General features: G+C 61.3%; 18 protein-coding genes and 2 tRNA genes. 7 read left to right on the top strand and 13 right to left on the bottom strand.

Going from position 1 to position 20351, the window contains the following annotated elements; all coding sequences use genetic code 11:
• The first annotated feature begins 110 nt into the window (after nucleotides 1–110).
• Nucleotides 111–647, top strand: a complete 537-nt coding sequence (locus tag OCW50_RS22445; RefSeq protein WP_262299025.1) for a hypothetical protein — start codon at nucleotides 111–113, stop codon at nucleotides 645–647.
• Between the two features lie 258 nt (nucleotides 648–905).
• On the opposite strand, the gene OCW50_RS22450 is transcribed toward OCW50_RS22445, so the two are convergent.
• The 4 genes from OCW50_RS22450 to OCW50_RS22465 form a co-directional block, all read right to left on the bottom strand.
• The gene (locus OCW50_RS22450) at nucleotides 906–1961 is read right to left on the bottom strand and encodes a hypothetical protein (RefSeq protein WP_262299026.1); all 1056 of its coding nucleotides are present in this window, start codon (nucleotides 1959–1961) and stop codon (nucleotides 906–908) included.
• A 315-nt stretch (nucleotides 1962–2276) separates the two neighbouring features.
• Nucleotides 2277–2816 (bottom strand): neutral zinc metallopeptidase, encoded by a 540-nt coding sequence (locus tag OCW50_RS22455; protein WP_262299027.1) that lies wholly within the window; start codon nucleotides 2814–2816, stop codon nucleotides 2277–2279.
• A gap of 276 nt (nucleotides 2817–3092) precedes the next feature.
• Nucleotides 3093–3671, bottom strand: coding sequence for a hypothetical protein (locus OCW50_RS22460; RefSeq protein ID WP_262299028.1), 579 nt, complete (start codon nucleotides 3669–3671; stop codon nucleotides 3093–3095).
• Nucleotides 3658–4149 carry a hypothetical protein gene (locus OCW50_RS22465; protein WP_262299029.1) on the bottom strand — a complete coding sequence of 164 codons (492 nt, stop codon included), beginning with the start codon at nucleotides 4147–4149 and terminating at the stop codon, nucleotides 3658–3660. Before OCW50_RS22465 ends, OCW50_RS22460 begins: the two co-directional genes overlap by 14 nt.
• 829 nt (nucleotides 4150–4978) lie before the next feature.
• On the opposite strand from OCW50_RS22465, the gene OCW50_RS22470 reads away from it, so the two are divergent.
• Complete coding sequence (locus tag OCW50_RS22470) at nucleotides 4979–5596, top strand: DUF4142 domain-containing protein (protein WP_262299030.1); 618 nt, start codon at nucleotides 4979–4981, stop codon at nucleotides 5594–5596.
• 317 nt (nucleotides 5597–5913) lie between these two features.
• Nucleotides 5914–6432 (top strand): DUF1003 domain-containing protein, encoded by a 519-nt coding sequence (locus OCW50_RS22475; protein ID WP_262270741.1) that lies wholly within the window; start codon nucleotides 5914–5916, stop codon nucleotides 6430–6432.
• 39 nt (nucleotides 6433–6471) lie between these two features.
• Here the strand turns inward: OCW50_RS22475 and OCW50_RS22480 are convergent.
• The 7 genes from OCW50_RS22480 to OCW50_RS22510 all read right to left on the bottom strand — a co-directional run bounded on the left by OCW50_RS22480 (nucleotide 6472) and on the right by OCW50_RS22510 (nucleotide 13527).
• A tRNA-Val gene (locus OCW50_RS22480) sits at nucleotides 6472–6547 on the bottom strand.
• A gap of 83 nt (nucleotides 6548–6630) precedes the next feature.
• A complete protein-coding gene (locus OCW50_RS22485) occupies nucleotides 6631–6909 on the bottom strand; it encodes an HU family DNA-binding protein (RefSeq protein ID WP_036352717.1) in 279 nt (92 codons plus the stop codon).
• A 194-nt stretch (nucleotides 6910–7103) separates the two neighbouring features.
• Complete coding sequence (lon, locus tag OCW50_RS22490; RefSeq protein ID WP_262270700.1) at nucleotides 7104–9530, bottom strand: endopeptidase La; 2427 nt, start codon at nucleotides 9528–9530, stop codon at nucleotides 7104–7106.
• Between the two features lie 230 nt (nucleotides 9531–9760).
• Nucleotides 9761–11029 (bottom strand): ATP-dependent Clp protease ATP-binding subunit ClpX, encoded by a 1269-nt coding sequence (gene clpX, locus OCW50_RS22495; RefSeq protein WP_262270699.1) that lies wholly within the window; start codon nucleotides 11027–11029, stop codon nucleotides 9761–9763.
• 223 nt (nucleotides 11030–11252) lie between these two features.
• Entirely contained in the window at nucleotides 11253–11885 is a 633-nt protein-coding gene (locus OCW50_RS22500) for an ATP-dependent Clp protease proteolytic subunit (protein WP_183450534.1), read from the bottom strand.
• A 77-nt stretch (nucleotides 11886–11962) separates the two neighbouring features.
• Nucleotides 11963–13330 carry a trigger factor gene (gene tig / locus OCW50_RS22505; RefSeq protein WP_262299031.1) on the bottom strand — a complete coding sequence of 456 codons (1368 nt, stop codon included), beginning with the start codon at nucleotides 13328–13330 and terminating at the stop codon, nucleotides 11963–11965.
• Nucleotides 13331–13442: 112 nt separating this feature from the next.
• Nucleotides 13443–13527: transfer RNA gene (locus tag OCW50_RS22510), tRNA-Leu, on the bottom strand.
• A gap of 173 nt (nucleotides 13528–13700) precedes the next feature.
• Between OCW50_RS22510 and OCW50_RS22515 the strand changes: the two genes are divergently transcribed.
• Nucleotides 13701–15041 carry a multicopper oxidase family protein gene (locus OCW50_RS22515; RefSeq protein WP_262299032.1) on the top strand — a complete coding sequence of 447 codons (1341 nt, stop codon included), beginning with the start codon at nucleotides 13701–13703 and terminating at the stop codon, nucleotides 15039–15041.
• Here OCW50_RS22515 and OCW50_RS22520 read toward each other — a convergent pair.
• On the bottom strand, nucleotides 15034–16521 hold the full coding sequence (locus tag OCW50_RS22520) for an NAD(P)H-hydrate dehydratase (protein ID WP_262299033.1): 1488 nt from the start codon (nucleotides 16519–16521) through the stop codon (nucleotides 15034–15036). The two genes, OCW50_RS22515 and OCW50_RS22520, sit on opposite strands and share 8 nt — an antisense overlap.
• A 179-nt stretch (nucleotides 16522–16700) precedes the next feature.
• Here OCW50_RS22520 and OCW50_RS22525 point away from each other — a divergent pair, with 179 nt between their 5' ends.
• Nucleotides 16701–17039: a P-II family nitrogen regulator gene (locus OCW50_RS22525; RefSeq protein ID WP_036360409.1), complete on the top strand. Its 339-nt coding sequence runs from the start codon at nucleotides 16701–16703 to the stop codon at nucleotides 17037–17039.
• Nucleotides 17040–17108: 69 nt separating this feature from the next.
• Nucleotides 17109–18518, top strand: a complete 1410-nt coding sequence (glnA, locus tag OCW50_RS22530; protein ID WP_262299034.1) for a type I glutamate--ammonia ligase — start codon at nucleotides 17109–17111, stop codon at nucleotides 18516–18518.
• Between the two features lie 101 nt (nucleotides 18519–18619).
• Here the strand turns inward: glnA and OCW50_RS22535 are convergent, their stop codons facing one another.
• The gene (locus OCW50_RS22535; RefSeq protein ID WP_262299035.1) at nucleotides 18620–19312 is read right to left on the bottom strand and encodes a helix-turn-helix transcriptional regulator; all 693 of its coding nucleotides are present in this window, start codon (nucleotides 19310–19312) and stop codon (nucleotides 18620–18622) included.
• 121 nt (nucleotides 19313–19433) lie between these two features.
• Here OCW50_RS22535 and OCW50_RS22540 point away from each other — a divergent pair, with 121 nt between their 5' ends.
• The gene (locus OCW50_RS22540; RefSeq protein WP_262299036.1) at nucleotides 19434–20054 is read left to right on the top strand and encodes a LysE family translocator; all 621 of its coding nucleotides are present in this window, start codon (nucleotides 19434–19436) and stop codon (nucleotides 20052–20054) included.
• The last annotated feature ends 297 nt before the right edge of the window (nucleotides 20055–20351 follow it).

Consider the following 20351-nt stretch of genomic DNA (forward strand, 5'->3'; position numbering starts at 1 on the left):
GCGGCTGGTACGGAGAGATTTTGCCCCCTGAATCCGTTGGGTGTGAGGATGGTTTTATAGATACTCTCACTGATCGGCTGGGTGATAAGCTTGATCTGGAGCGGATCGGTGTGACGAACAAAACGCTTATCGTGGGCACTGGCGTGAGCATGGCCGCGCTATCCCTGGCTGGGGGCCTTATGGCCGGAAGCTTCGTGCCGCCTAACACATGGTTCGTCATGGTCGCGCTCCAGCCGGCCATTGAGGAGACGGCCCGCTACATGTCCGCCCGGAAGTTCGTCTGGGAAGCAGACTTGAAGACGGCGGCCTGCATTGGCGGGCTAATTGGCTTGCTAGAGATCGGTTCGAAGGCCTTGATGTCTCAGATGATCTTCAAACTAGATTTCGCGACGCTGTTGAGCCTAATCGGGTTCTCGCCGTCTCTGCCGATTCACATTGCACTATCGGTGGCTTTCTATTCCTTTCGGCGGTGGCGTCCTGCCAAGACCTTCGGCATGCATGCCCTGCTCAATCTGACACTGCTTGCCTTTGCGGTATCCCTCTGGGGATCCATGAGCATTCCAGCGTACGCGGCTACCATGGTCGTGTTCTCGGTAGCTCTCTGTTTCACCCTAACCGTGGTGGTCCGGCGCATAGCTTCTACATGACGGCATCATGAAATTTGAGCTAGCAATGATCATGGGCCTGCCTGCGACGGGAAGGCAAAAATCCGGGACTAGGCCGAGCTACGACTTGCCGATCCGACACACGATTGCGACGGACACTGGAACGGGCAGCGTGCTGGTATACGATCCCGCTGACGGACTCACAACTCGCGATTCAGGGACAGGTGCTCTGGACATCGGTACAGAGCTAAGGAACATCTGGCGCGCAAGCAGCATATTTCACAAACAGCATCGGTAACATCACAGACATCCGATCTCGGTGCCAATCTGAACTCTCCACCATCGGCTATCCCAATCGGGGTTGAGCTGTACGTACGAGAATGCCGAAGTTGGATAGCCCCCTGTATCGTCCTTTAGAAACCACTTTCTCCCGGGCATGAACTCCACACGTTGGGTTTCCCATCGCTTTGTAAAGGGATTTGCGAACTTGATAGTTCCTTCGAATGGCTGTGAACAATTATAGGTTAAGGTTATGTAAGGAGCTGGTACCGTTTCGTCATTCCAGACCTTACACCCGCGAAATTTGTCTACGTCGGAGGCCGTTAAAAAAGGCATTCTACTAAACTCGGGATAATGTTCTACCCCGATGAAGCTCGTACGCCGCCCCTGAGGAGCTATACCCTGAAGTCGAACGCCTGCGGCCATAAGCGTGGTGGCCAACCATTTTACTGCACCAAGACGCATTGCTGGAGAGCAGGTCAACACGTTTGTCGCCTTGTCGTTCGTGCCGTTCTGAATCGATGGGACTATTCCGTGATCGTCGAAGACCTTCTCGACCAGACCTAAATCCGCAGCTTTCTGAAAATACACGATCCGAATGCCATCGACTGGGCTGCTTTTGCGAGGCGGGTCAGGTTTTGCTATCAGATTCGGAGGATTTGTGTTTATCGGCAGTGCGGCTGCAATCGCCCTATAACGGTCAAGTAATTCCGCGCATCTCCATTCAGCCGAATTGAGAAATCTATCTAGGTTCTCCTTGAGCCTGCATGCAGCTTCTTGTATACGCAAAACGCTAGATGCACGCTCATCGAAATCGAACTGCTCGGATGTTAATGTTTTCAGAGTGTCAGCAATAAGTAGTGCATCTGACCTCCACCCATCGGCAATTTTGGTTTCCGTCGGATATCCGACTGCTGCTCCCTTTCTCTCGCTGAATATTACTGTCCTCGCGATGTTCTCCGATAGGCGACTTCCTATTTCGAATGCATTTGATGCCTGCTGCGAGTGCTTTAGTTTAACAAGTTCTCGGATGCTTTCCTCGAAATTGGAGCTGCTTGATAGACCAGCTGTGGTCAAGTCGCTAACTTTTACACGTAGGTCCAATTGATCTGCAATGGCTTGAAGTTGAGTGGGGGTCGGTGGTGCCGGCGAGCCCGAACCGATAAGCGAGAGCTGACTTTGAACGGCAAAGGCTTTTAGTTCGACTCCCATGCTCAGCGCGCGAAACAACGTTTGACATGCGCTGAAGTTACACTGTGGATTGGAGCCTAATTGTGCAAATGATGGAGTGCAGTACAAATATAAAGCGAGCCCCATACCAAACGCACAGAGAGTGTATCTCATTTCACTCTTCCAATCCCTGCTTACGGTTTCGCGCCACGTATGTAGAACCTAGTTTCCGCAAGTGATGCCACATCTTCCGAAGTTCAGGACATGTTCTCTGCCTGCTATAATGGAGGTTTCGAATGAGTCACCCGATTGCGAGAGATTGAAACCAGCCAGTAAGCATGAGAGCCTTTGATCGGCTGTTCCATGATGATTGCAGTTTCCGAAGAACTTATCTCCGAGTCTGGCCCATGCGTTGGTTAACTCGACAGCTCGGCCTGTATCGAAAGATACGTTCATCCTTCCAAGGCAAAAACCAGCGAGAAAATCTGCATGCAGCTCAACATCGCGGACTCCACCTCCGCAAATGAGAGCGTCGCAAATCCCGCGTTTCAATTGAAGGATATGGGCCATCTCATGGGCTATGACAGCTAAAATCGAGATGTCTGATCCGCGCCCCTCAAGGATTCGCTCTCGGATAAAGCGTCTTCCAAGTAGAACTTCCCCATCTTCGGCAAGGTTGTTGCTCTTTTGTGCAAAAGCATTTGGCCCTGTCATTTCGTCGTTATGGACGTTGATGGTGGCCGCGATGTTCATTTCAGACATCGCAAGCTCATGTGTTTGACTGATCGAGAGCTCCAGTAGCCGTCGCTGCGCAGGATCGCTAACGACCCATTCAAGACGAATTGACTGATACTTCAACCTTCCCGAGCAGCTTGATGCGAGAGTTGACCCGTCATTCCTTGCGGCTAGAACGCAACCGCGCTGAGAGGCCTGCTGAGGTTGGGCAAGCGCCGTTTGAAGGTGTGGAGTTAGGTGATTGCTGGTTGTCAGAAGGACACCAGCCAGCAAATCACGGCGCGAGAGCTTCATTCAGCGCTCTCACTTAAAGGGAAGTTCATAATCAGCGAACTTTGCCAAGTACTCCGACAAGCGAGTGCCATAGCCGTCCGCGGGGTCGATTCCACCCGCTGACTCTAAGAATTTTCGGACATTGCCAGGCCCCATTAAGTGAGCTCCACCGAGCAGGCTGGATGGAGTGATTTGGAGTCCACCAATTGTTTGCCCAATGTACTGAGTGAGGCCAAGGCGCACAATTTCACTCCAATTTAGAGTGTTGTACCTCCGGATAGAAAACTCTTGGAAATTTGGGGTTCTCAGGAATGCCTCCTTGCTTGCAACGCCATGAGAATTCGCTTCAGCACTCCACGTTCCTATCCAGTCATTCTTCTTTGTTAAATCATCATTATACAGACGGCAGTTTCGAAGCGCCGCCTCGCCGAATTGATACTTTCCTAAATAGCCAAAACTGTTTGCTATCGAGTAATCACCACCTGACTCGCGCTGGCCAAGATCTTCTAAGTAATCTCCATAAGTCCTCATTGACGCTTCAACTTCGTATGAAAAGAAGAGGGCCAATGCACAGAGAATGTTCCGCATTGCGATGCTAGCGAAGGACATAGTTTTTTCCTTCCCATGACCAGAACGTTCCATTATCTTTTTGAGTGTCGGGGTTTGTCACAAGAATGTTCCACCCGTTCACATTTACGCTCCCAACACCCAATACGGACATTGTTGCAGTCCAGATGGGGCGGTATTCGTTATTCTCTAGTGAGAAGATGTATGTATCGCAGTCCCTAATCCCGCACGTGATCGTACCAGTAAGCTGAACAATCAGCTCAGGCGTACCATCGGAATTCAGATCCTCTAACAGGTTGCTTATTTCAGCGTCCCCCGCTTTGCTGAGGATCTCGGAGAGACTTGTGTTTGGCTTCTGTACGGCAAGCGCTGCGAGAGCAGTCTGTCCAGTGGGTACAAGCTCCAAATACCGTATTGATCCAGCCTCTTTTAGGGAGTGCCGTTTTTCGGCTCTTGGCATCTCTATGGGTAGAGCCAGAACCACTAATGCCAATTGAACCAAAAGTAGAGATCTACGCATTGGCGAGCCTCGGTATTCATCTGCCCATGGTTTGCGATATCGTCTCACGTAAGGCTGAAGCAGTGAAGCGTGGGTGTGGCGGAGATTCGTGGGTAGTGCCAACATTGAGGGAACGGCCAAGGCGTCTGATTTGCACTTGCATCACGTAATGATACTGCGCGGGCTTTGAACTCATCGGAAATGACGAAGCTTCTCTGGATGCGAGATATCCGAAACACGTTCGGGGGTGGACGTGCGCCAACCGCGAACCTGCCTAAAAAGGTAGAGGCCACAGATCAACGCCACCTCAGTCGTGCGTCACATAGTAACATTAAGGTTCAATTTGCCCCCTGCTGGCAGTGAAGCGTTCCTGTAAAGTACCGAGAGAAGCTAATGCATCGGCTAAAGCGTCAGAGGCCCTCTGTCGCAAGTTGGTGTCTGAAGAAAAGCGACTGCAGGTTTGTGGTATACTGGTACTTGCACCTTCGACCTTGTCCCATTCGCTTGCATGACTTACCCACGCCTTTTCCCACGGGCATTCCGAGCTGCGGAAAATCGTACGGTTTCACAGTTGCTTAGCCGCATATGTTCTTGTTCTGGGGGACTAGGGGTCGGAGGTTCAAATCCTCTCGCTCCGACCATTACTTTCTCGAACCTCTAAGCTCGATCGAGCCGGCCGCGAGGCCGGCTTTCTGCTGTCTGGAGCGCTGCGGGCCCATCTGGTCCTGCTTGCTTAAAGCGCAGGTGAAACAAAGCAGCATCGATCGCGTTCGGCCTCTAACGGCGGCCCAGAGTCGAGCGCTTCTCCAGCGTGTCGCGGCCGAGCCGGGACTTTCAGTTGGAGATCAAGATGGATCGTCGCACCCTCCTCGGCGGCCTCGCCGCTGCGCTCGTTGTCGCCCCAGCCCTGGCCCAGACCGGCGGCTCCTCCCCGGCCATGCCGTCGGGATCCTCCGGAGCCATGCCGATGAGCCAGCCTGGCGGCCAGATGAGCCAAGCCGACATGCAGCACATGCAGCAGACCATGCAGCTCGGCATGGTGGCTCTGGAATCGAGCCGAATCGCCATGAACAAGGTCCGCAACGAAGATCTGAAGCGCTTCGCCAATTTCGAGATCCAGGAGCAGACCACGCTCTCGGAGGTGCTGCGCTCGATGATGGAACCGGCCGCCACTGCGGCGACGGGATCGGCAGGCGGCCCATCCACCGCGGCCATGCCGCCCATGCAGATGGACCCATCGGCCCGTGACATGATCCAGAAGATGCAGAATCAGCAGGCCGGGGCCGAATTCGACAAGATGTACCTGCAGGCTCAGCTTGAGGGCCATCGCGACCTGCTTCAGGTTCAGGAGCGATACCTCCAGTCGAACCCGCAGAATCGCGAGCACATGAATGTCGCCAAGCTGGCCCGCGGGCAGATTCGCGAGCACATCGCCCTGCTCGAAGACATGCAGAAGACGATCCGATAGGCGTCACCGTGCGGCCGGGTGCCTGCCAGAAAAAGCCCGCTCCAGCATCGGCCGGAGCGGGTTCAAGTCTCAGGAGCCTTCCTTGGAGGGATGCCTTCAAACGATGACCAAGCGCGAATGTTGCAGGAGCCGGGGTGCGGCGTTCCAACCCACCCGCACCGCTCCGTGATCATAAGGCTCCGAGGAAGCCCGAACTTCTTCGGACTGGTGGCCGTTCCTATCCAGCCACGGGAGCGGGAACGAAGGATGGCGAAGTGACGGACATCAGATCGAAGGACAGGACAGCCCGACGCCAGGACAGCCCGAGCACGCCCGCCGTGGAGCCCAATGTTCTGGCCTCTGTCCTCGAACGCAACATCGACGCCCTTCGTGAGAAGCGGCACGAGGAGGAGCGCAAGGCTGGTCTGCAGGAGCGCATCGCCGAAGCGATCACCCGCTTCACCGGCAGCATGGCGTTCGTCTATGTGCACCTGGTTCTGGTGGCCGGCTGGGTTGCGGCCAATCTCGGCCTGATCCCGGGCGTTCCGGCCTTCGATCCGACCTTCGTCATCCTCGCGACGTTCGCGTCGGTCGAGGCGATCTTCCTCTCCACCTTCGTGCTCATCAGCCAGAATCGTGCCGCCGCCGAGGCGGATCGGCGCTCGCAGCTCGATCTCCAGACGAATCTGCTCTCCGAGCACGAGATCACGCGGCTGCTGACGCTGACCCGGGCGATCGCCGAACATCTCGGCATCAACGAGGCGCGGGACCCCACCCTCCGCGAGCTGGAACGGCACGTCGCCCCCGAGAAGGTTCTCGACAGGCTTACGGAAGGCGAGGAAGGACGCTCGTCCTGACGGCGTAGGCTCAAGGAAGAGCAGCCATGGGACGGGAGATGGTGGGCGGTGAGGGACTCGAACCCCCGACCTGCGGTGTGTAAAACCGAAGCTCTACCAACTGAGCTAACCGCCCGTCCGGCCTGACATAAAAAGAGAAGGCCGACAACGCAAGCATTGTCGGCCTTCTTTCGCAAGCGAACACCGCTCAAAGAGTGATTACTTCGCGTTGACGGCATCCTTCAGGCCCGCGCCGGCGCGGAACTTCGGGGTCTTGGACGCGGGAACCTTGACCTTCTCGCCGGTGCGCGGGTTGCGCGCCTCGCCGGCGGCGCGGTTGGTCACAACGAACGTGCCGAAACCGACGATCTTGACCTCATCGCCCTGCTTCAGAGCGCCGGTGATCGCCTCGATGGCGGCGTCGATCGCATCGCCAGCCTGGCCGCGCGAAAGGCCTACCTTGTCGGCAACGGCCGCAACGAGCTCGCCTTTATTCATAGTCATATCCTCCAGTGATCACGGCGTCGCAAAAGAAATGGTCCACCGTTTCAGGGACACCCGTTTGGCGCAAAGCTTGTCCGTAAGCAAGCCCCGAAGTGGCTGAAAACAGCCGATTTTTTGCAGTTCCCCGCAAAAAAGAAGCCTCCGGACCCGGGTCCGGAGGCTTCTGGCGTTACGTCAATCGCCGGAATCTAGTGAGCGATGACCCCGGCCGAGTCGTCTTCGACACCCGGCTTGTGAGCCTTGAGTTCCGCCGCCTCATCCCATTCGATCCGCTCCGGCACCCGCACGAGGGCATGCTGGAGAACCTGATCCATCATGGAGACCGGCACGATTTCCAGGCCGTTCTTCACGCTGGCCGGGATATCGGCGAGATCCTTGGCGTTCTCCTCGGGGATCAGCACCTTCTTGATGCCGCCGCGCAGAGCCGCCAGGAGCTTCTCCTTGAGGCCGCCGATGGGCAGCACCCTGCCCCGCAGCGTGACTTCGCCGGTCATGGCGATGTCGCGGCGCACCGGGATCCCGGTGATCACGGACACGATGGCGGTCGCCATGGCGATACCGGCCGACGGGCCGTCCTTCGGCGTCGCGCCTTCCGGCACGTGCACGTGGATGTCCCGGCGGTCGAACAGGGGCGGCTCGACGCCGAAATCGAGAGCGCGGGAGCGGACATAGGACGCCGCGGCCGAGATCGATTCCTTCATGACGTCGCGGAGGTTGCCCGTGACGGTCATCTTGCCCTTGCCCGGCATCATGATGCCTTCGATGGTGAGCAGCTCGCCGCCCACCTCGGTCCAGGCCAGACCCGTGACGGCGCCGACCATGTCCTCCGTCTCGGCCTCGCCGTAGCGATAGCGCGGCGGTCCGAGGAACTCGGGCAGGTTGTCGACCGTGACCTCGACCGCCTTGACCTTGGAGATCAGGATCTCCTTGACGGCCTTGCGGACCAGGTTGGCAATCTCACGCTCGAGGTTACGCACGCCCGCCTCGCGGGTGTAGCGGCGGATCAGCATGAGGAGAGCCTCATCGCCGATCTTCCACTCCTTCTCCGCCAGACCGTGCTTCTGCATGGCCGAGGGGATCAGGTGGGTGCGGGCGATCTCGGCCTTCTCCTCCTCGGTGTAACCCGCGATGCGGATCACCTCCATACGGTCGAGGAGCGGAGCCGGGATGTTGAGCGTGTTGGCCGTCGTCACGAACATCACGTTGGACAGGTCGTAATCGACTTCCAGGTAATGGTCGTTGAAGGTCGAGTTCTGCTCAGGATCGAGGACCTCGAGCAGGGCCGCCGACGGGTCGCCGCGGAAGTCCATGCCCATCTTGTCGATCTCGTCGAGCAGGATGAGCGGGTTGGACGTCTTGGCCTTGCGCATCGACTGGATGATCTTGCCCGGCATCGAGCCGATATAGGTCCTCCTGTGGCCGCGGATCTCCGACTCGTCGCGGACGCCGCCGAGCGACATGCGCACGAACTCGCGGCCCGTGGCCTTGGCGATCGACTTGCCGAGGGAGGTCTTACCCACGCCGGGAGGGCCGACCAGGCAGAGGATCGGGCCCGTGAGCTTGTTGGCGCGCTGCTGCACGGCCAGGTACTCGACGATGCGCTCCTTGACCTTGTCGAGGCCGTAATGATCCGCATCGAGCAGATCCTGGGCCGCCTTGAGGTCCTTCTTCATCTTCGAACGGCGGTTCCACGGGATCCCGAGCAGCCAGTCGAGATAGTTGCGCACCACGGTGGCCTCCGCCGACATGGGCGACATCTGGCGCAGCTTCTTCAGCTCGCCCAGCGCCTTCTCGCGGGCCTCCTTCGTGAACTTGGTCTTCTCGATCTTCTCCTCGAGCTCGGCCAGCTCGTCTCGACCTTCGTCGTCGCCGAGCTCCTTCTGGATCGCCTTCATCTGCTCGTTGAGGTAGTACTCGCGCTGCGTCTTCTCCATCTGACGCTTCACGCGGGTCCGGATCCGCTTCTCGACCTGGAGAACGGAGATCTCGCTCTCCATCATGCCGAGCACCTTCTCCAGGCGCTGAGCGACGGTGGCGGTCTCGAGGATCGCCTGCTTGTCGGCAATCTTGATGGCCAGGTGAGACGCGATCGTGTCGGCGAGCTTGGCGGGCTCGTCGATCTGGGTCACGGCGGTCACGACCTCCGGCGACACCTTCTTGTTGAGCTTCACGTAGTTCTCGAACTCGGACACGACCGACCGGGCGAGCGCCTCGGCCTCGACCTGGTCGCCGAGGGAGTCCGGAAGCGCCTCGGCTTCGGCCTCGTAGAACTCGTCCGTACGGGTATAGGCCTTCACCTGGGCTCGGCTCGCGCCTTCGACCAGCACCTTCACGGTGCCGTCGGGCAGCTTCAGCAGTTGCAGGACGTTGGCCAGGGTCCCGACCTTGTAGATCGCGTCCGTTGACGGATCGTCATCCGTCGCATCGATCTGGGTGGCCAGAAGAATGTGACGGTCCCCCTTGACCACTTCCTCAAGCGCGCGGATCGACTTTTCACGGCCGACGAAGAGCGGCACGATCATGTGTGGAAAGACAACAATGTCGCGCAGAGGCAGAACCGCATAGGTTCCGGTCGAGCCTGGAACGACAGGCTGACGTGGCTTCGATTGTGTCATGAGACGGTATCCTTTTGACTGCGTCCGGGAATCCCCTCGGATGAGCTGGACGTCGGACGGATAACCGGAATGCTCAGGCTTTTGTTATGGGCTGCATCCGGTACGCCGGGCTCCCCCTCGCAACATGAGCGGACAGCACCGGCGCAAGAGATAATGTGGCGTTGCGGGCCTCCTGTTTCAAGAAGATTGCCCGCAATGCATCTGTGCATGGGAAAGGCCCCCGGTGGCCCTCAAGCGCTGGCGCTTGCGGCCTGCTCGTTCCGCTCGCCATGAATGAACAGCGGCTTGGCCTTGCCCTCCACGACCTCGGGACCGATCACCACCTGCTCGACGGAATCGAGGCCCGGCAGGTCATACATGGTCTCCAGCAGAATGCCCTCCATAATGGAGCGCAGGCCGCGGGCGCCCGTCTTCCGCTCGATCGCCTTCTTGGCGATCAGGGTCAGGGCCTCGTCCTGGAAGGTGAGCTGCACGTTCTCCATCTCGAAGAGGCGCTGGTACTGCTTCACCAGGGCGTTCTTCGGCTCCTGGAGGATGGTCTTCAGGGCGTCGATGTCGAGATCCTCGAGGGTCGCCAGAACCGGCAGGCGGCCGACGAATTCGGGGATGAGGCCGAACTTCAGCAGGTCCTCGGGCTCGACCTCACGGAAGATCTCGCCCGTGCGACGGTCGTCCGGAGAGCTGACCGAGGCGCCGAAGCCGATCGACGTGCCCTTGCCGCGGCCGGAGATGATCCGTTCCAGGCCGGCGAAGGCGCCGCCGCAGATGAACAGGATGTTCGTGGTGTCCACCTGCAGGAATTCCTGCTGCGGGTGCTTGCGGCCGCCCTGCGGAGGCACGGACGCGACGGTGCCTTCCATGATCTTGAGGAGGGCCTGCTGCACGCCCTCGCCGGACACGTCGCGGGTGATGGAGGGGTTGTCGGACTTGCGGGAAATCTTGTCGATCTCGTCGATATAGACGATGCCCCGCTGCGCCCGCTCGACATTGTAGTCGGAGGCCTGGAGCAGCTTGAGGATGATGTTCTCCACGTCCTCGCCGACATAGCCGGCCTCGGTCAGGGTCGTCGCATCGGCCATCGTGAAGGGCACGTCCAGGATTCGGGCGAGGGTCTGGGCAAGCAGGGTCTTGCCCGAGCCGGTCGGTCCGATCAGCAGGATGTTCGACTTGGCCAGTTCGACGTCGTTGTGCTTGGTCGCGTGGGCGAGGCGCTTGTAATGGTTGTGGACCGCCACCGAGAGCACCTTCTTGGCGTGCTCCTGGCCGATCACGTAGTCATCCAGAACGCGGCTGATCTCCTTCGGGGTCGGGACCCCGTCGCGGGACTTCACGAGAGACGATTTCGACTCCTCGCGGATGATGTCCATGCACAGCTCGACGCATTCATCGCAGATGAAAACCGTCGGGCCAGCGATCAGCTTGCGAACCTCATGCTGGCTCTTGCCGCAGAAGGAGCAGTACAGCGTACTCTTGGAGTCGTTGCCGCCAGCCTTGGTCATTATCACATCTCCAATCCGTACCGGGACAGCCCCTGCCGGCCCAGCACCTTTAATTTATGAGCGACGGAGCTAACAAAATGTTCCGTCGCTAAGAATTGAACGCTCAAATCGCCCAGCCTTCCCGAATCCACATGCAATCACGGGGAGAGCCCGTGATCAATAGAAACGGGATTACTCGGCAAAAAGACGCACCCAGGGGAATTTTGTCCCCAGGTTTTAAGGGTTACGCCGGGGTGGCGGCCGGCTCCGGACGCTTCTCGATCACCTGGTCGATGAGGCCGAACTCCCGGGCCGCCTCGGCGGTCATGAAGTTGTCGCGCTCGAGAGCCCGCTCGATCTCTTCGTAGTTGCGGCCGGTATGGCCCACATAGATCTCGTTCAGGCGGCGCTTCAGGGCCTCGCTCTCGCGGGCGTGGATCATGATGTCCGTGACCTGGCCCTGATAGCCGCCGGACGGCTGGTGGACCATGATGCGGGCGTTCGGGAGGGCAAAACGCATGCCCTTCTCGCCGGCGGTCAGCAGGAGGGAGCCCATGGAGGCCGCCTGGCCGACGCACAGGGTCGAAACCGGGCAGCGGATGAACTGCATCGTGTCGTAGATCGACAGGCCCGACGTCACGACGCCGCCGGGGGAATTGATGTAGAAGGAGATTTCCTTCTTGGGGTTCTCGGCCTCGAGGAACAGAAGCTGCGCCACGATCAGCGAGGCCGAGTAGTCTTCGACGGGACCCGTGAGGAAGATAATCCGTTCGCGCAGGAGGCGCGAATAGATGTCGAACGCGCGCTCGCCGCGGTTCGACTGCTCAACCACCATCGGGACGAGCGTATTGTTAAAGAGCGCTACCGGATCTCTCATTGTCTCACTGCTCCAATTCGGCCGCGCGGATGCGCGGCCGTGCAATTCATGCAAGCAACGAGACGCTTAACGGAGCGTTACTCGCCCTTGCCGGCTTTCTCTCCGTCCTCATCCTCGTCGCTGAACAGCGCGTCCTTGGAGACGGTCTCTTCGTCGACCTTCACCTGGGACAGGATCTGGTCGACGACCTTCTCCTCGAACAGAGGAGCCCGGATTTCTGCGAGGGCCTGCGGGTTCTTCTGGTAGAACTCCCAAACCTGCCGCTCCTGGCCGGGGTACTGGCGGACCCGCTCGATGAGGGCCTGGGTCACCTCGTCGTCGGAGATCTTGATATCGGACTTCTCACCGATCTGTGCAAGGACCAAGCCGAGACGAACACGACGCTCGGCGATCTTGCGGTACTCCGCCTTGGCCTCGTCCTCGGTGGTGCCCTCGTCCTCGAAGGTGCGGTTGTTCGACTTCATGTCGCCGACGACCTGGGACCACACGGCGGCGAATTCCTGCTCGACCAGGGTCGGGGGCAGCTCGAAGCTGTACTTGGCGTCGAGCGAGTCGAGCAGGTCCTTCTTCACCTTGCGGCGGGACTGAACGTCGAAGTCGCGCTTGATGGCGTCGCGGATCGCGTCCTTGAGCTTGTCAAGGGAATCCATGCCGAAGCCCTTGGCCATCTCGTCGTCGATCGTCAGCTCGCCCGGAGCCTCGACTTCCTTCACGGTCACGTCGAACTCGGCGTCCTTGCCGGCCAGATGGGCCGCCATGTAGTTCACCGGGAAGGTGACCTTCACGAGCTTCGTGTCGCCTGCCTTCAGGCCGAGGAGCTGATCCTCGAAGCCGGGAATGAAGGTGTTCGAGCCGAGCTCGACCCGGATGTCCTCACCCTTGCCGCCTTCGAACTCGGTGCCGTCGATGCGGCCCACGAAATCCACCACGACCCGGTCGCCGTCGACCGCCGCGCCGTCCTTCGGCTCGAAGGTGCGGTTCTGCTTGGCCATGCGCTCGAGCGATTCGGTGATCTCGGCGTCGGTGACCTCGGCCACCGGCTTCTTGACCGTCACGTCGGAGAGATCGGCCAGCTCGAACACGGGCAGGACCTCGAGGGCGACGGTGAAGGCCAGGTCACCCTTGGCCTCCATGGCCTTCTCGACCTCTTCCTGGCTGTCGGGGAACTGGATCTGCGGCTCGTTGGCGAGCTTCAGGCCGTTGTCCTCGACGATCTTGCGGTTGGCCTCGTTGACGGCATTCTGAAGCACGTCCGCCATGACGGAGCGGCCATAGACCCGACGCAGATGTCCCACCGGCACCTTGCCGGGGCGGAATCCGTTGATCCGCACGCGATCCTTGAGGGTCGTCAATTCGCTGTTCAGGCGCTCTTCCAACTCGGTGGCCGGGAGCACGACCTTGAACTCTCGCTTCAAGCCTTGGGACAGTGTTTCCGTCACCTGCATGGTACTATTCGCCTTCATCCACTCGAAAATCTGAAATCCAGGTTCCGGCCGATGCGGCGTCATGCCGTCAACCAGGCCACTCGCTGCCTCCGGAACCCAATCCTGACGGGACTGGTGCGGGCGGAGGGACTCGAACCCCCACAACTTTCGTCGCTGGAACCTAAATCCAGTGCGTCTACCAATTCCGCCACGCCCGCGCGGGAGCAGCGCGCGAGGCGCACCCCTCTTCCGGGACGCGGCTCTATAGCATGGTTGACGAAGTGTGCATCAAAAAAGTTCGTGTGCGGCCTATTGGCAACCAAACTTGGCCGTTCACGTTCAAAACGGTACCGATGTTTCCCGCCCCTCCTCGCCCCGATGAGACAGCCTCATGATCACACGCCGCGCCGTTACCGCCGGTCTCGCCACGACCCTGATCGCCGTCTCGCGGCAGGGCCGGGCTCAGGGGTCGGACGGCCCCCAGCAGGTTCTGGCGGCCCGATCGACGCCCATGAGGCTACGTCCCGACACGGCAGCGACGGCCGACCTCTGGACGTTCAACGGGAGCTTGAGCCCCGTGGTCGGGATCAAGCAGGGCGAGGAACTCCGCCTGAGGCTCGAGAACGGGACGTCCCTGCCCTTGTCGCTCCATTTCCACGGTGTCCGGGGGCCGAACGCGTCAGACGGGGTCGGCGGTCTGACCCAGGACCCCGTCGCCGCCGGCGGCAACCATGAGTACCGCTTCGTGCCGCCCGACGCCGGCACCTTCCTGATCCGCCCCTGCGTTCTCGGCGGCAGCGCCGAGCCCACGGAGCGCGGGCTCTCGGGTCTGCTGGTCGTGGAGGAGCGCAGTCCGCCCCAGGTGGATCAGGATATCGCCCTTGTCGTGGACGACTGGCGCCTCGACGATGACGGCTCGCTGGCGGCCTTCGAGAAGCCGGGGTCGGCCGCCCCGGCCGGCCGGCTCGGCAGTTGGCTCAGCATCAATGGCGCGGCGACGCCGCGACGTCTCGAGGCGCCTTCCGGAGGCCGTCTGCGCCTGCGGCTCGCCAATGCGTGCAATGCCCGGGCCATGCGCCTGCGCTTCGACGGGATGAAGGCCTACGTGATCGCCGTCGACGGGCAGCCGACCAGCACGTTCGAGCCCCTGCGCGCTTCCCTGCCCTTCGCTCCCGGCACCCGCTACGACCTGCTGGTCGACCTTGTGCAGGACGCCGGCGCGACCGGAGCCGTCACGGCGCTGATCGGTGACGGCATGCCCCTCGTCGAGATCGTGACCGGCGGTGACAGGCGGCCCGATCTTCCCGCGATCGCCCCGCTTCCCGCCAATCCGAAGCTCCCGGATGCGATCAGGCTTCAGAGCGCCAACCGCAAGGACGTGGTGATCAAGGGCGACCCGAAGGTTCCCGGCGCGCCCTGGACGATCAACGGGTCGGAAGGACGCGCGTCCGGCCCGCCCCTGGTCAAGGTCAAGCGCGGCACCCCGGTGGTTCTGGCCCTGACCAACCAGACGGCCTACGCCCAGCCCATGCACCTGCACGGACATGTCTTCCGGCTCCTGCATCCTCTCGACGACGGCTGGGAGCCCTATTGGCTCGACACCGCGCAGGTGCCGGAGAACAGGACCGTCCGGATCGCCTTCGTGGCGGACAATCCGGGCAAATGGCTCCTCGCCTCCACGGTCCTGGAACGGTTCGATGCAGGCCTGTGGGCCTGGATCGACGTTACCTGAGGAGGTCGCGCAGCACGCCGGGCACCAGGTCCGCCAGGTCTTCCGAGATCAGCCCGGGACCGAAGCGCGCTCCCGCCTCGGCATGGATCCAGGCTCCCGCGCAGGCGGCCTCGAAGGCCGGCATGGTCTGCGCCATCAGCCCGGCGATGAGACCGCAGAGGGTATCGCCCGATCCGGCGGTCGCCAGGTAGGGCGTGCCGTTCTCGTTGATCGCCGCCCGGCCGTCGGGGGACACCACGACCGTATCGGGGCCCTTCAGCAGCACCACCGCTCCGGTGTAAGCCGCAGCACGCCGGGCCCGCTCGATTTTCGATGCAGGATCAAGGATATCCGGGTGATCCTTGAACATGCGGCTGAACTCGCCGTCGTGCGGCGTCAGGACCGTCGGGGCGTGCCGGAAGGCGCCATGGAGCTCCGACGCCAAGCCTTCGAAGGACGTGAGCGCATCGGCGTCCAACACCAGGCTTCGCCTGGCGTGGACGGCGACCGCCGCCATGGCGCGCGTATTGGCGTGCACTCCCAGGGCGGGCCCGAGGACGAGCGCGTTGAAGCGCGGATCCTGAAGAATCGCATGCAGGCCCTCGGGACCGTCGCAGCCCTTCAGCATGATGGCGGTCAGATGGGCGGCGTTGACCCCGATCGCCTCCGGGGGCGACGCCACCGTGACGAGGCCGGATCCGATCCTGAGAGCCGCCCGGGCCGCCAGCCGCGCGGCGCCCGTGCGGGTCGCCCCACCGGAAGCCACCAGCGTGTGCCCGCGCTCGTATTTGTGCGAGGCCAGTCCCGGTTTCGGCAGCACCGGCCGCCAGAGCGCCGGATCGTTGCCGAACAGACGGCCGCCCTTGGCCGCCAGGATCGCCCGCCCGATGCCGATATCGGCCACCTCGACAGGCCCGCCGAACGCTCGTCCGGGCATCAGGAGATGGCACGGCTTGCGGGCCGCGAAGGTGACGGTCCGGGCCGCCTTGACAGCGAGCCCCCGGACCTCGCCGGTATCGCCGTCGATTCCGGACGGGAGATCGACCGCCAGGATCGGCCTGCCTGAACCGTTCATCCGGTCCACGGCGTGACGGGCCGGACCGTCGAGGTCGCGCGAGAGGCCGGTGCCGAACAGGGCATCGATGATCAGATCCGCCCCGTGGAACGCCGCATCCTCGATCGGCCGGACCTCCCCCGTCCAGTCGCGCGCGACGATGGCAGAATCCCCTGTCAGCCGCCCCGGTTCTCCCAGCAGGGTGAGGCTCACCCGGTACCCTCGCTCGGCCAGAAGGGTTGCCGCCACGAAACCATCGCCCCCGTTCTGGCCGGGTCCGGCCGCGACGAGGATCGTGCCTTCGCGGGAGACTAATTTTTCGGCAGAATCGGCCACGGCCCGGCCGGCCCGCCGCATGAGCTCGACGCCCGGAATGCCGCTTGCAATGGCTTCCAGGTCGGCCTGCTTCATTTCGGAGGGGGTCAGGATGAGTTCAGGGGCTGTCATGGCGGCAAAAAGGACCCGTTTTGGCGGTTTTGGCGAGGTTTTCCGCAACTGCACAAACTTTGATCATAATATGCCCATCAACTCGGCAAAATGGCCCACTTTGAATCGACGATCGCATGGAAGGCACCTCTGGCTGGTGCTAAAAGCGGCAAAACCTCGAACGAGAACGGTTGACCGGGATGAAGAAGATCGAAGCCATCATCAAGCCCTTCAAGCTCGATGAAGTCAAAGAAGCTCTCCAGGAAGTAGGCCTCCAGGGCATTACCGTGATCGAGGCAAAAGGTTTCGGCCGGCAGAAGGGCCACACGGAGCTTTATCGCGGCGCGGAATACGTCGTGGACTTCCTGCCGAAGGTGAAGCTCGAAATCGTCCTGAACGACGAGATGGCCGAAAGCGCCATCGAGGCCATCCGCAAGGCTGCCCAGACCGGGCGCATCGGCGACGGCAAGATTTTCGTTTCGACGGTCGAAGAGGCCGTTCGCATCCGCACGGGCGAGACCGGATCCGACGCGATCTAAGCTCGCTTTCCCAAGCCGAGGCCTTTGGGCCGAGGACAATCTCTAAGGGCAGAAGAGGACCAGACGATCATGCAGACCGCCAAGGATGTGCTCAAGGCGATCAAAGATAACGACGTCCAATACGTCGACTTCCGTTTCACGGACCCGCGCGGCAAGTGGCAGCACGTGACCTTCGACGTCTCGATGGTCGACGAAGACATGTTCGCGGACGGCATCATGTTCGACGGCTCGTCCATCGCCGGCTGGAAGGCGATCAACGAATCCGACATGACCCTCATGCCCGATCCGACGACCGCCCAGATGGACCCGTTCTTCTCGGCGTCCACCATGACGATCAACTGCGACATTCTCGAGCCGGCGACGGGCGAACCCTATAACCGCGATCCGCGCGGCATCGCCAAGAAGGCCGAGGCCTATCTGCAGTCCACCGGAATCGCCGACACGGTCTATGTCGGCCCCGAGGCCGAGTTCTTCGTGTTCGACGACGTGAAGTTCATGGCCGACCCCTACAACACCGGCTTCAAGCTCGATTCCTCCGAGCTGCCGATCAACGGTGACACCCCCTACGAGGGCGGCAATCTCGGCCACCGCATCCAGACCAAGGGCGGCTACTTCCCGGTTCCCCCGCTGGATTCCGCTCAGGACATGCGCGGCGAGATGCTGGCCGCCATGAAGGCCATGGGCGTGACGGTCGAGAAGCACCACCACGAGGTGGCGTCCGCCCAGCACGAGCTCGGCACGAAGTTCAACACGCTCGTCCGCACCGCCGACGAGATGCAGATCTACAAGTACTGCATCCATAACGTTGCCCAGTCCTACGGCAAGACGGCCACCTTCATGCCGAAGCCGGTCTATGGCGACAACGGCTCGGGCATGCACGTGCACCAGTCACTCTGGAAGGGCGGCAAGCCCCTGTTCGCCGGCAACAAATATGCCGACCTCAGCCAGGAATGCCTCTGGTACATCGGCGGCATCATCAAGCACGCCAAGGCCTTGAACGCCTTCACCAATCCGTCGACGAACTCCTACAAGCGCCTCGTCCCGGGCTACGAGGCTCCGGTGCTGCTGGCCTACTCGGCCCGTAACCGCTCGGCCTCCTGCCGCATTCCGTGGACGACCTCGCCCAAGGCCAAGCGCGTGGAGGTCCGCTTCCCCGATCCGACCGCCAACCCGTACCTCGCCTTCGCGGCGATGCTGATGGCCGGCCTCGACGGCATCCTGAACAAGGTCGATCCGGGCCAGGCGATGGACAAGGACCTGTACGACCTGCCGCCGCGTGAGCTGAAGAAGATCCCGACCGTCTGCGGCTCGCTCCGCGAAGCCCTCGCCAGCCTCGACAAGGACCGCGCGTTCCTCAAGGCCGGCGGCGTCTTCAACGACGACTTCATCGACAGCTATATCGAGCTGAAGATGACGGAGGTCGCTCGCTTCGAGATGACCCCGCACCCGGTCGAGTTCCAGATGTACTACTCCGTCTAACGGACCAAGACGATCCTCCCGGCTGCTCTGACGGCAGCCTTCCTTCGCCGGAGCCTGCGGGCTCCGGCTTTTTTTTGCCGGTCGTCTCGGCCCGGTCGATGTCAGAGACCCTGGTCGACGCTCCAGCCGGACACCCATCGGCGCCTCCACGCGTCACCTTTGCCCTTGAAGGACGAATCGGTCGTAGAAGCGCTCTCCACGCGATCCGCCCGGAAGTGGCGCAAATCCTGACGCAGCTCGCACCAAGCGACGATATTGGCGGTCTCCGAGTAGTAGATGAGCGCGATCGGGCAGATGGTTCGCTCCGTCTCGCGTCCCTGCTCATCGCGGTACGCGATATGGATCTTTCGCTCCTCGCGGATCGCCAGCCTGACGGCCGCCAGATCGACCCGTGGAGGAGCGGGCGCCATGCTGCCCCAGGCATGCAGGGTGTTGGCGGTCAGAGCCTGGCGCAGCGGCGGCGGAACGGCCGCGGCGATCTTCTGGCCGGCCCGCGCGGCCGATTGCTTGAGAGCGATGTCACCGGTCCGCTCCAGAAGGGCCAGCGCCAGCACGATGGCCTCGGTCTCCTCGATGGAGAACATGAGCGGAGGCAGGTCGAAACCCGGACGTAGCCTGTATCCGATGCCGCGCCCACCTTGGATGGGGACCCGCATGGCCTGGAGCGCCGCGATGTCGCGATAGATGGACCGTGACGTGACGCCGAGACCCCGCGCGATATCCGCGGCCGTCACCGGCTGTTCCGCGAGCCGAAGGATCTGGATGATCTCGAAAAGGCGGGACGCCTTGCGCATCTGACACGTCCTTCTCAACTGACATGACGCTGTCAGGAGCAAGTTGGCACATCCCTCAACATACCATTGGAAACACAGGACAATCCAACGCTCCAATGCCTGAAGGCGGCACGCAACCGACATGACCTATAGTACGAATCTTTGGCTCTTCCTCACTCTGCTGTTCGGCATCGTCATCGTTCCGGGCATGGACATGCTGTTCGTTCTTGCCAATGCCCTGACCGGAGGGCGCAGGGCCGGGCTGGCCGCAACGGCCGGAATCATGGCGGGCGGCGCCGCTCATACGGTTTTCGGCGCCGTGGGCGTGGGCCTGATGTCGACGATGCCGCCGCAGGTCGTCGCCGCGCTCCTCTATGCGGGTGCCGCCTACATGACGTGGATCGGCATGACGCTGCTTCGCAGGTCCATCACGATCGAGACGGTCACCGGAGCGAGCGCCGCATCGCTCTGGGTCGCGTTCCGGCAGGGCGCCCTGACCTGCCTTCTCAATCCCAAGGCCTACATGTTCATCCTCGCCGTCTATCCCCAGTTCCTGCTTCCGGCCTACGGACCGATCTCCCTCCAGGCTCTGATCATGGGAGCGATGACCGTGCTGATGCAGTTCATGGTCTACGGCGGACTTGCTGTCGCGGCGGGCCGGGCTCGCGACCTTCTCGTGGCCCACCCGCGCGCCATCGGCCTGATCGGTCGGGGCGCAGGAGCGCTGTTCATCGTCCTTGCCGCCGCGACGATGGTGAGGTGAGAGCGCGAGGTTGCGAGGGCAGCCCGGGTCGGGTCTCCTCATGGATCCCTAACACAACAAGGCCCGGGGTGACCCGGGCCTGATGGAACTCCAAAACAACAAGGCCCGGGGTGACCCGGGCCTTGTCTGTCTCCGTGGAGACGGATCTTAGTAGGTGCCGAAGCGGAAGTTCAGGCCGGCGCGGACCACACCGAACTCAGCATCGTTGTCGATGTTGAAGATGCTGTTGTTGTCCTGGTCGAGGTTGACGTACAGGCCTTCGACCTTGGCCGACAGGTTGTTGGTGAAGGCGTACTC

The organism is Microvirga sesbaniae (genome assembly GCF_025460805.1).
Taxonomy (GTDB): Bacteria; Pseudomonadota; Alphaproteobacteria; order Rhizobiales; family Beijerinckiaceae; genus Microvirga; species Microvirga sesbaniae.

Excerpts from the sequence above, each read along its gene's own strand:
- OCW50_RS22455 (WP_262299027.1), bottom strand. The coding sequence starts at position 2,816 with ATGTCTGAAATGAACATCGCGGCCACCATCAACGTCCATAACGACGAA.
- OCW50_RS22500 (WP_183450534.1), bottom strand. The coding sequence starts at position 11,885 with ATGAGAGATCCGGTAGCGCTCTTTAACAATACGCTCGTCCCGATGGTG.
- tig (WP_262299031.1), bottom strand. The coding sequence starts at position 13,330 with ATGCAGGTGACGGAAACACTGTCCCAAGGCTTGAAGCGAGAGTTCAAG.
- OCW50_RS22470 (WP_262299030.1), top strand. The coding sequence starts at position 4,979 with ATGGATCGTCGCACCCTCCTCGGCGGCCTCGCCGCTGCGCTCGTTGTC.
- OCW50_RS22465 (WP_262299029.1), bottom strand. The coding sequence starts at position 4,149 with ATGCGTAGATCTCTACTTTTGGTTCAATTGGCATTAGTGGTTCTGGCT.
- OCW50_RS22525 (WP_036360409.1), top strand. The coding sequence starts at position 16,701 with ATGAAGAAGATCGAAGCCATCATCAAGCCCTTCAAGCTCGATGAAGTC.
- OCW50_RS22515 (WP_262299032.1), top strand. The coding sequence starts at position 13,701 with ATGATCACACGCCGCGCCGTTACCGCCGGTCTCGCCACGACCCTGATC.
- OCW50_RS22535 (WP_262299035.1), bottom strand. The coding sequence starts at position 19,312 with ATGCGCAAGGCGTCCCGCCTTTTCGAGATCATCCAGATCCTTCGGCTC.
- lon (WP_262270700.1), bottom strand. The coding sequence starts at position 9,530 with ATGACACAATCGAAGCCACGTCAGCCTGTCGTTCCAGGCTCGACCGGA.
- glnA (WP_262299034.1), top strand. The coding sequence starts at position 17,109 with ATGCAGACCGCCAAGGATGTGCTCAAGGCGATCAAAGATAACGACGTC.
- clpX (WP_262270699.1), bottom strand. The coding sequence starts at position 11,029 with ATGACCAAGGCTGGCGGCAACGACTCCAAGAGTACGCTGTACTGCTCC.
- OCW50_RS22485 (WP_036352717.1), bottom strand. The coding sequence starts at position 6,909 with ATGAATAAAGGCGAGCTCGTTGCGGCCGTTGCCGACAAGGTAGGCCTT.
- OCW50_RS22460 (WP_262299028.1), bottom strand. The coding sequence starts at position 3,671 with ATGTCCTTCGCTAGCATCGCAATGCGGAACATTCTCTGTGCATTGGCC.
- OCW50_RS22540 (WP_262299036.1), top strand. The coding sequence starts at position 19,434 with ATGACCTATAGTACGAATCTTTGGCTCTTCCTCACTCTGCTGTTCGGC.
- OCW50_RS22520 (WP_262299033.1), bottom strand. The coding sequence starts at position 16,521 with ATGACAGCCCCTGAACTCATCCTGACCCCCTCCGAAATGAAGCAGGCC.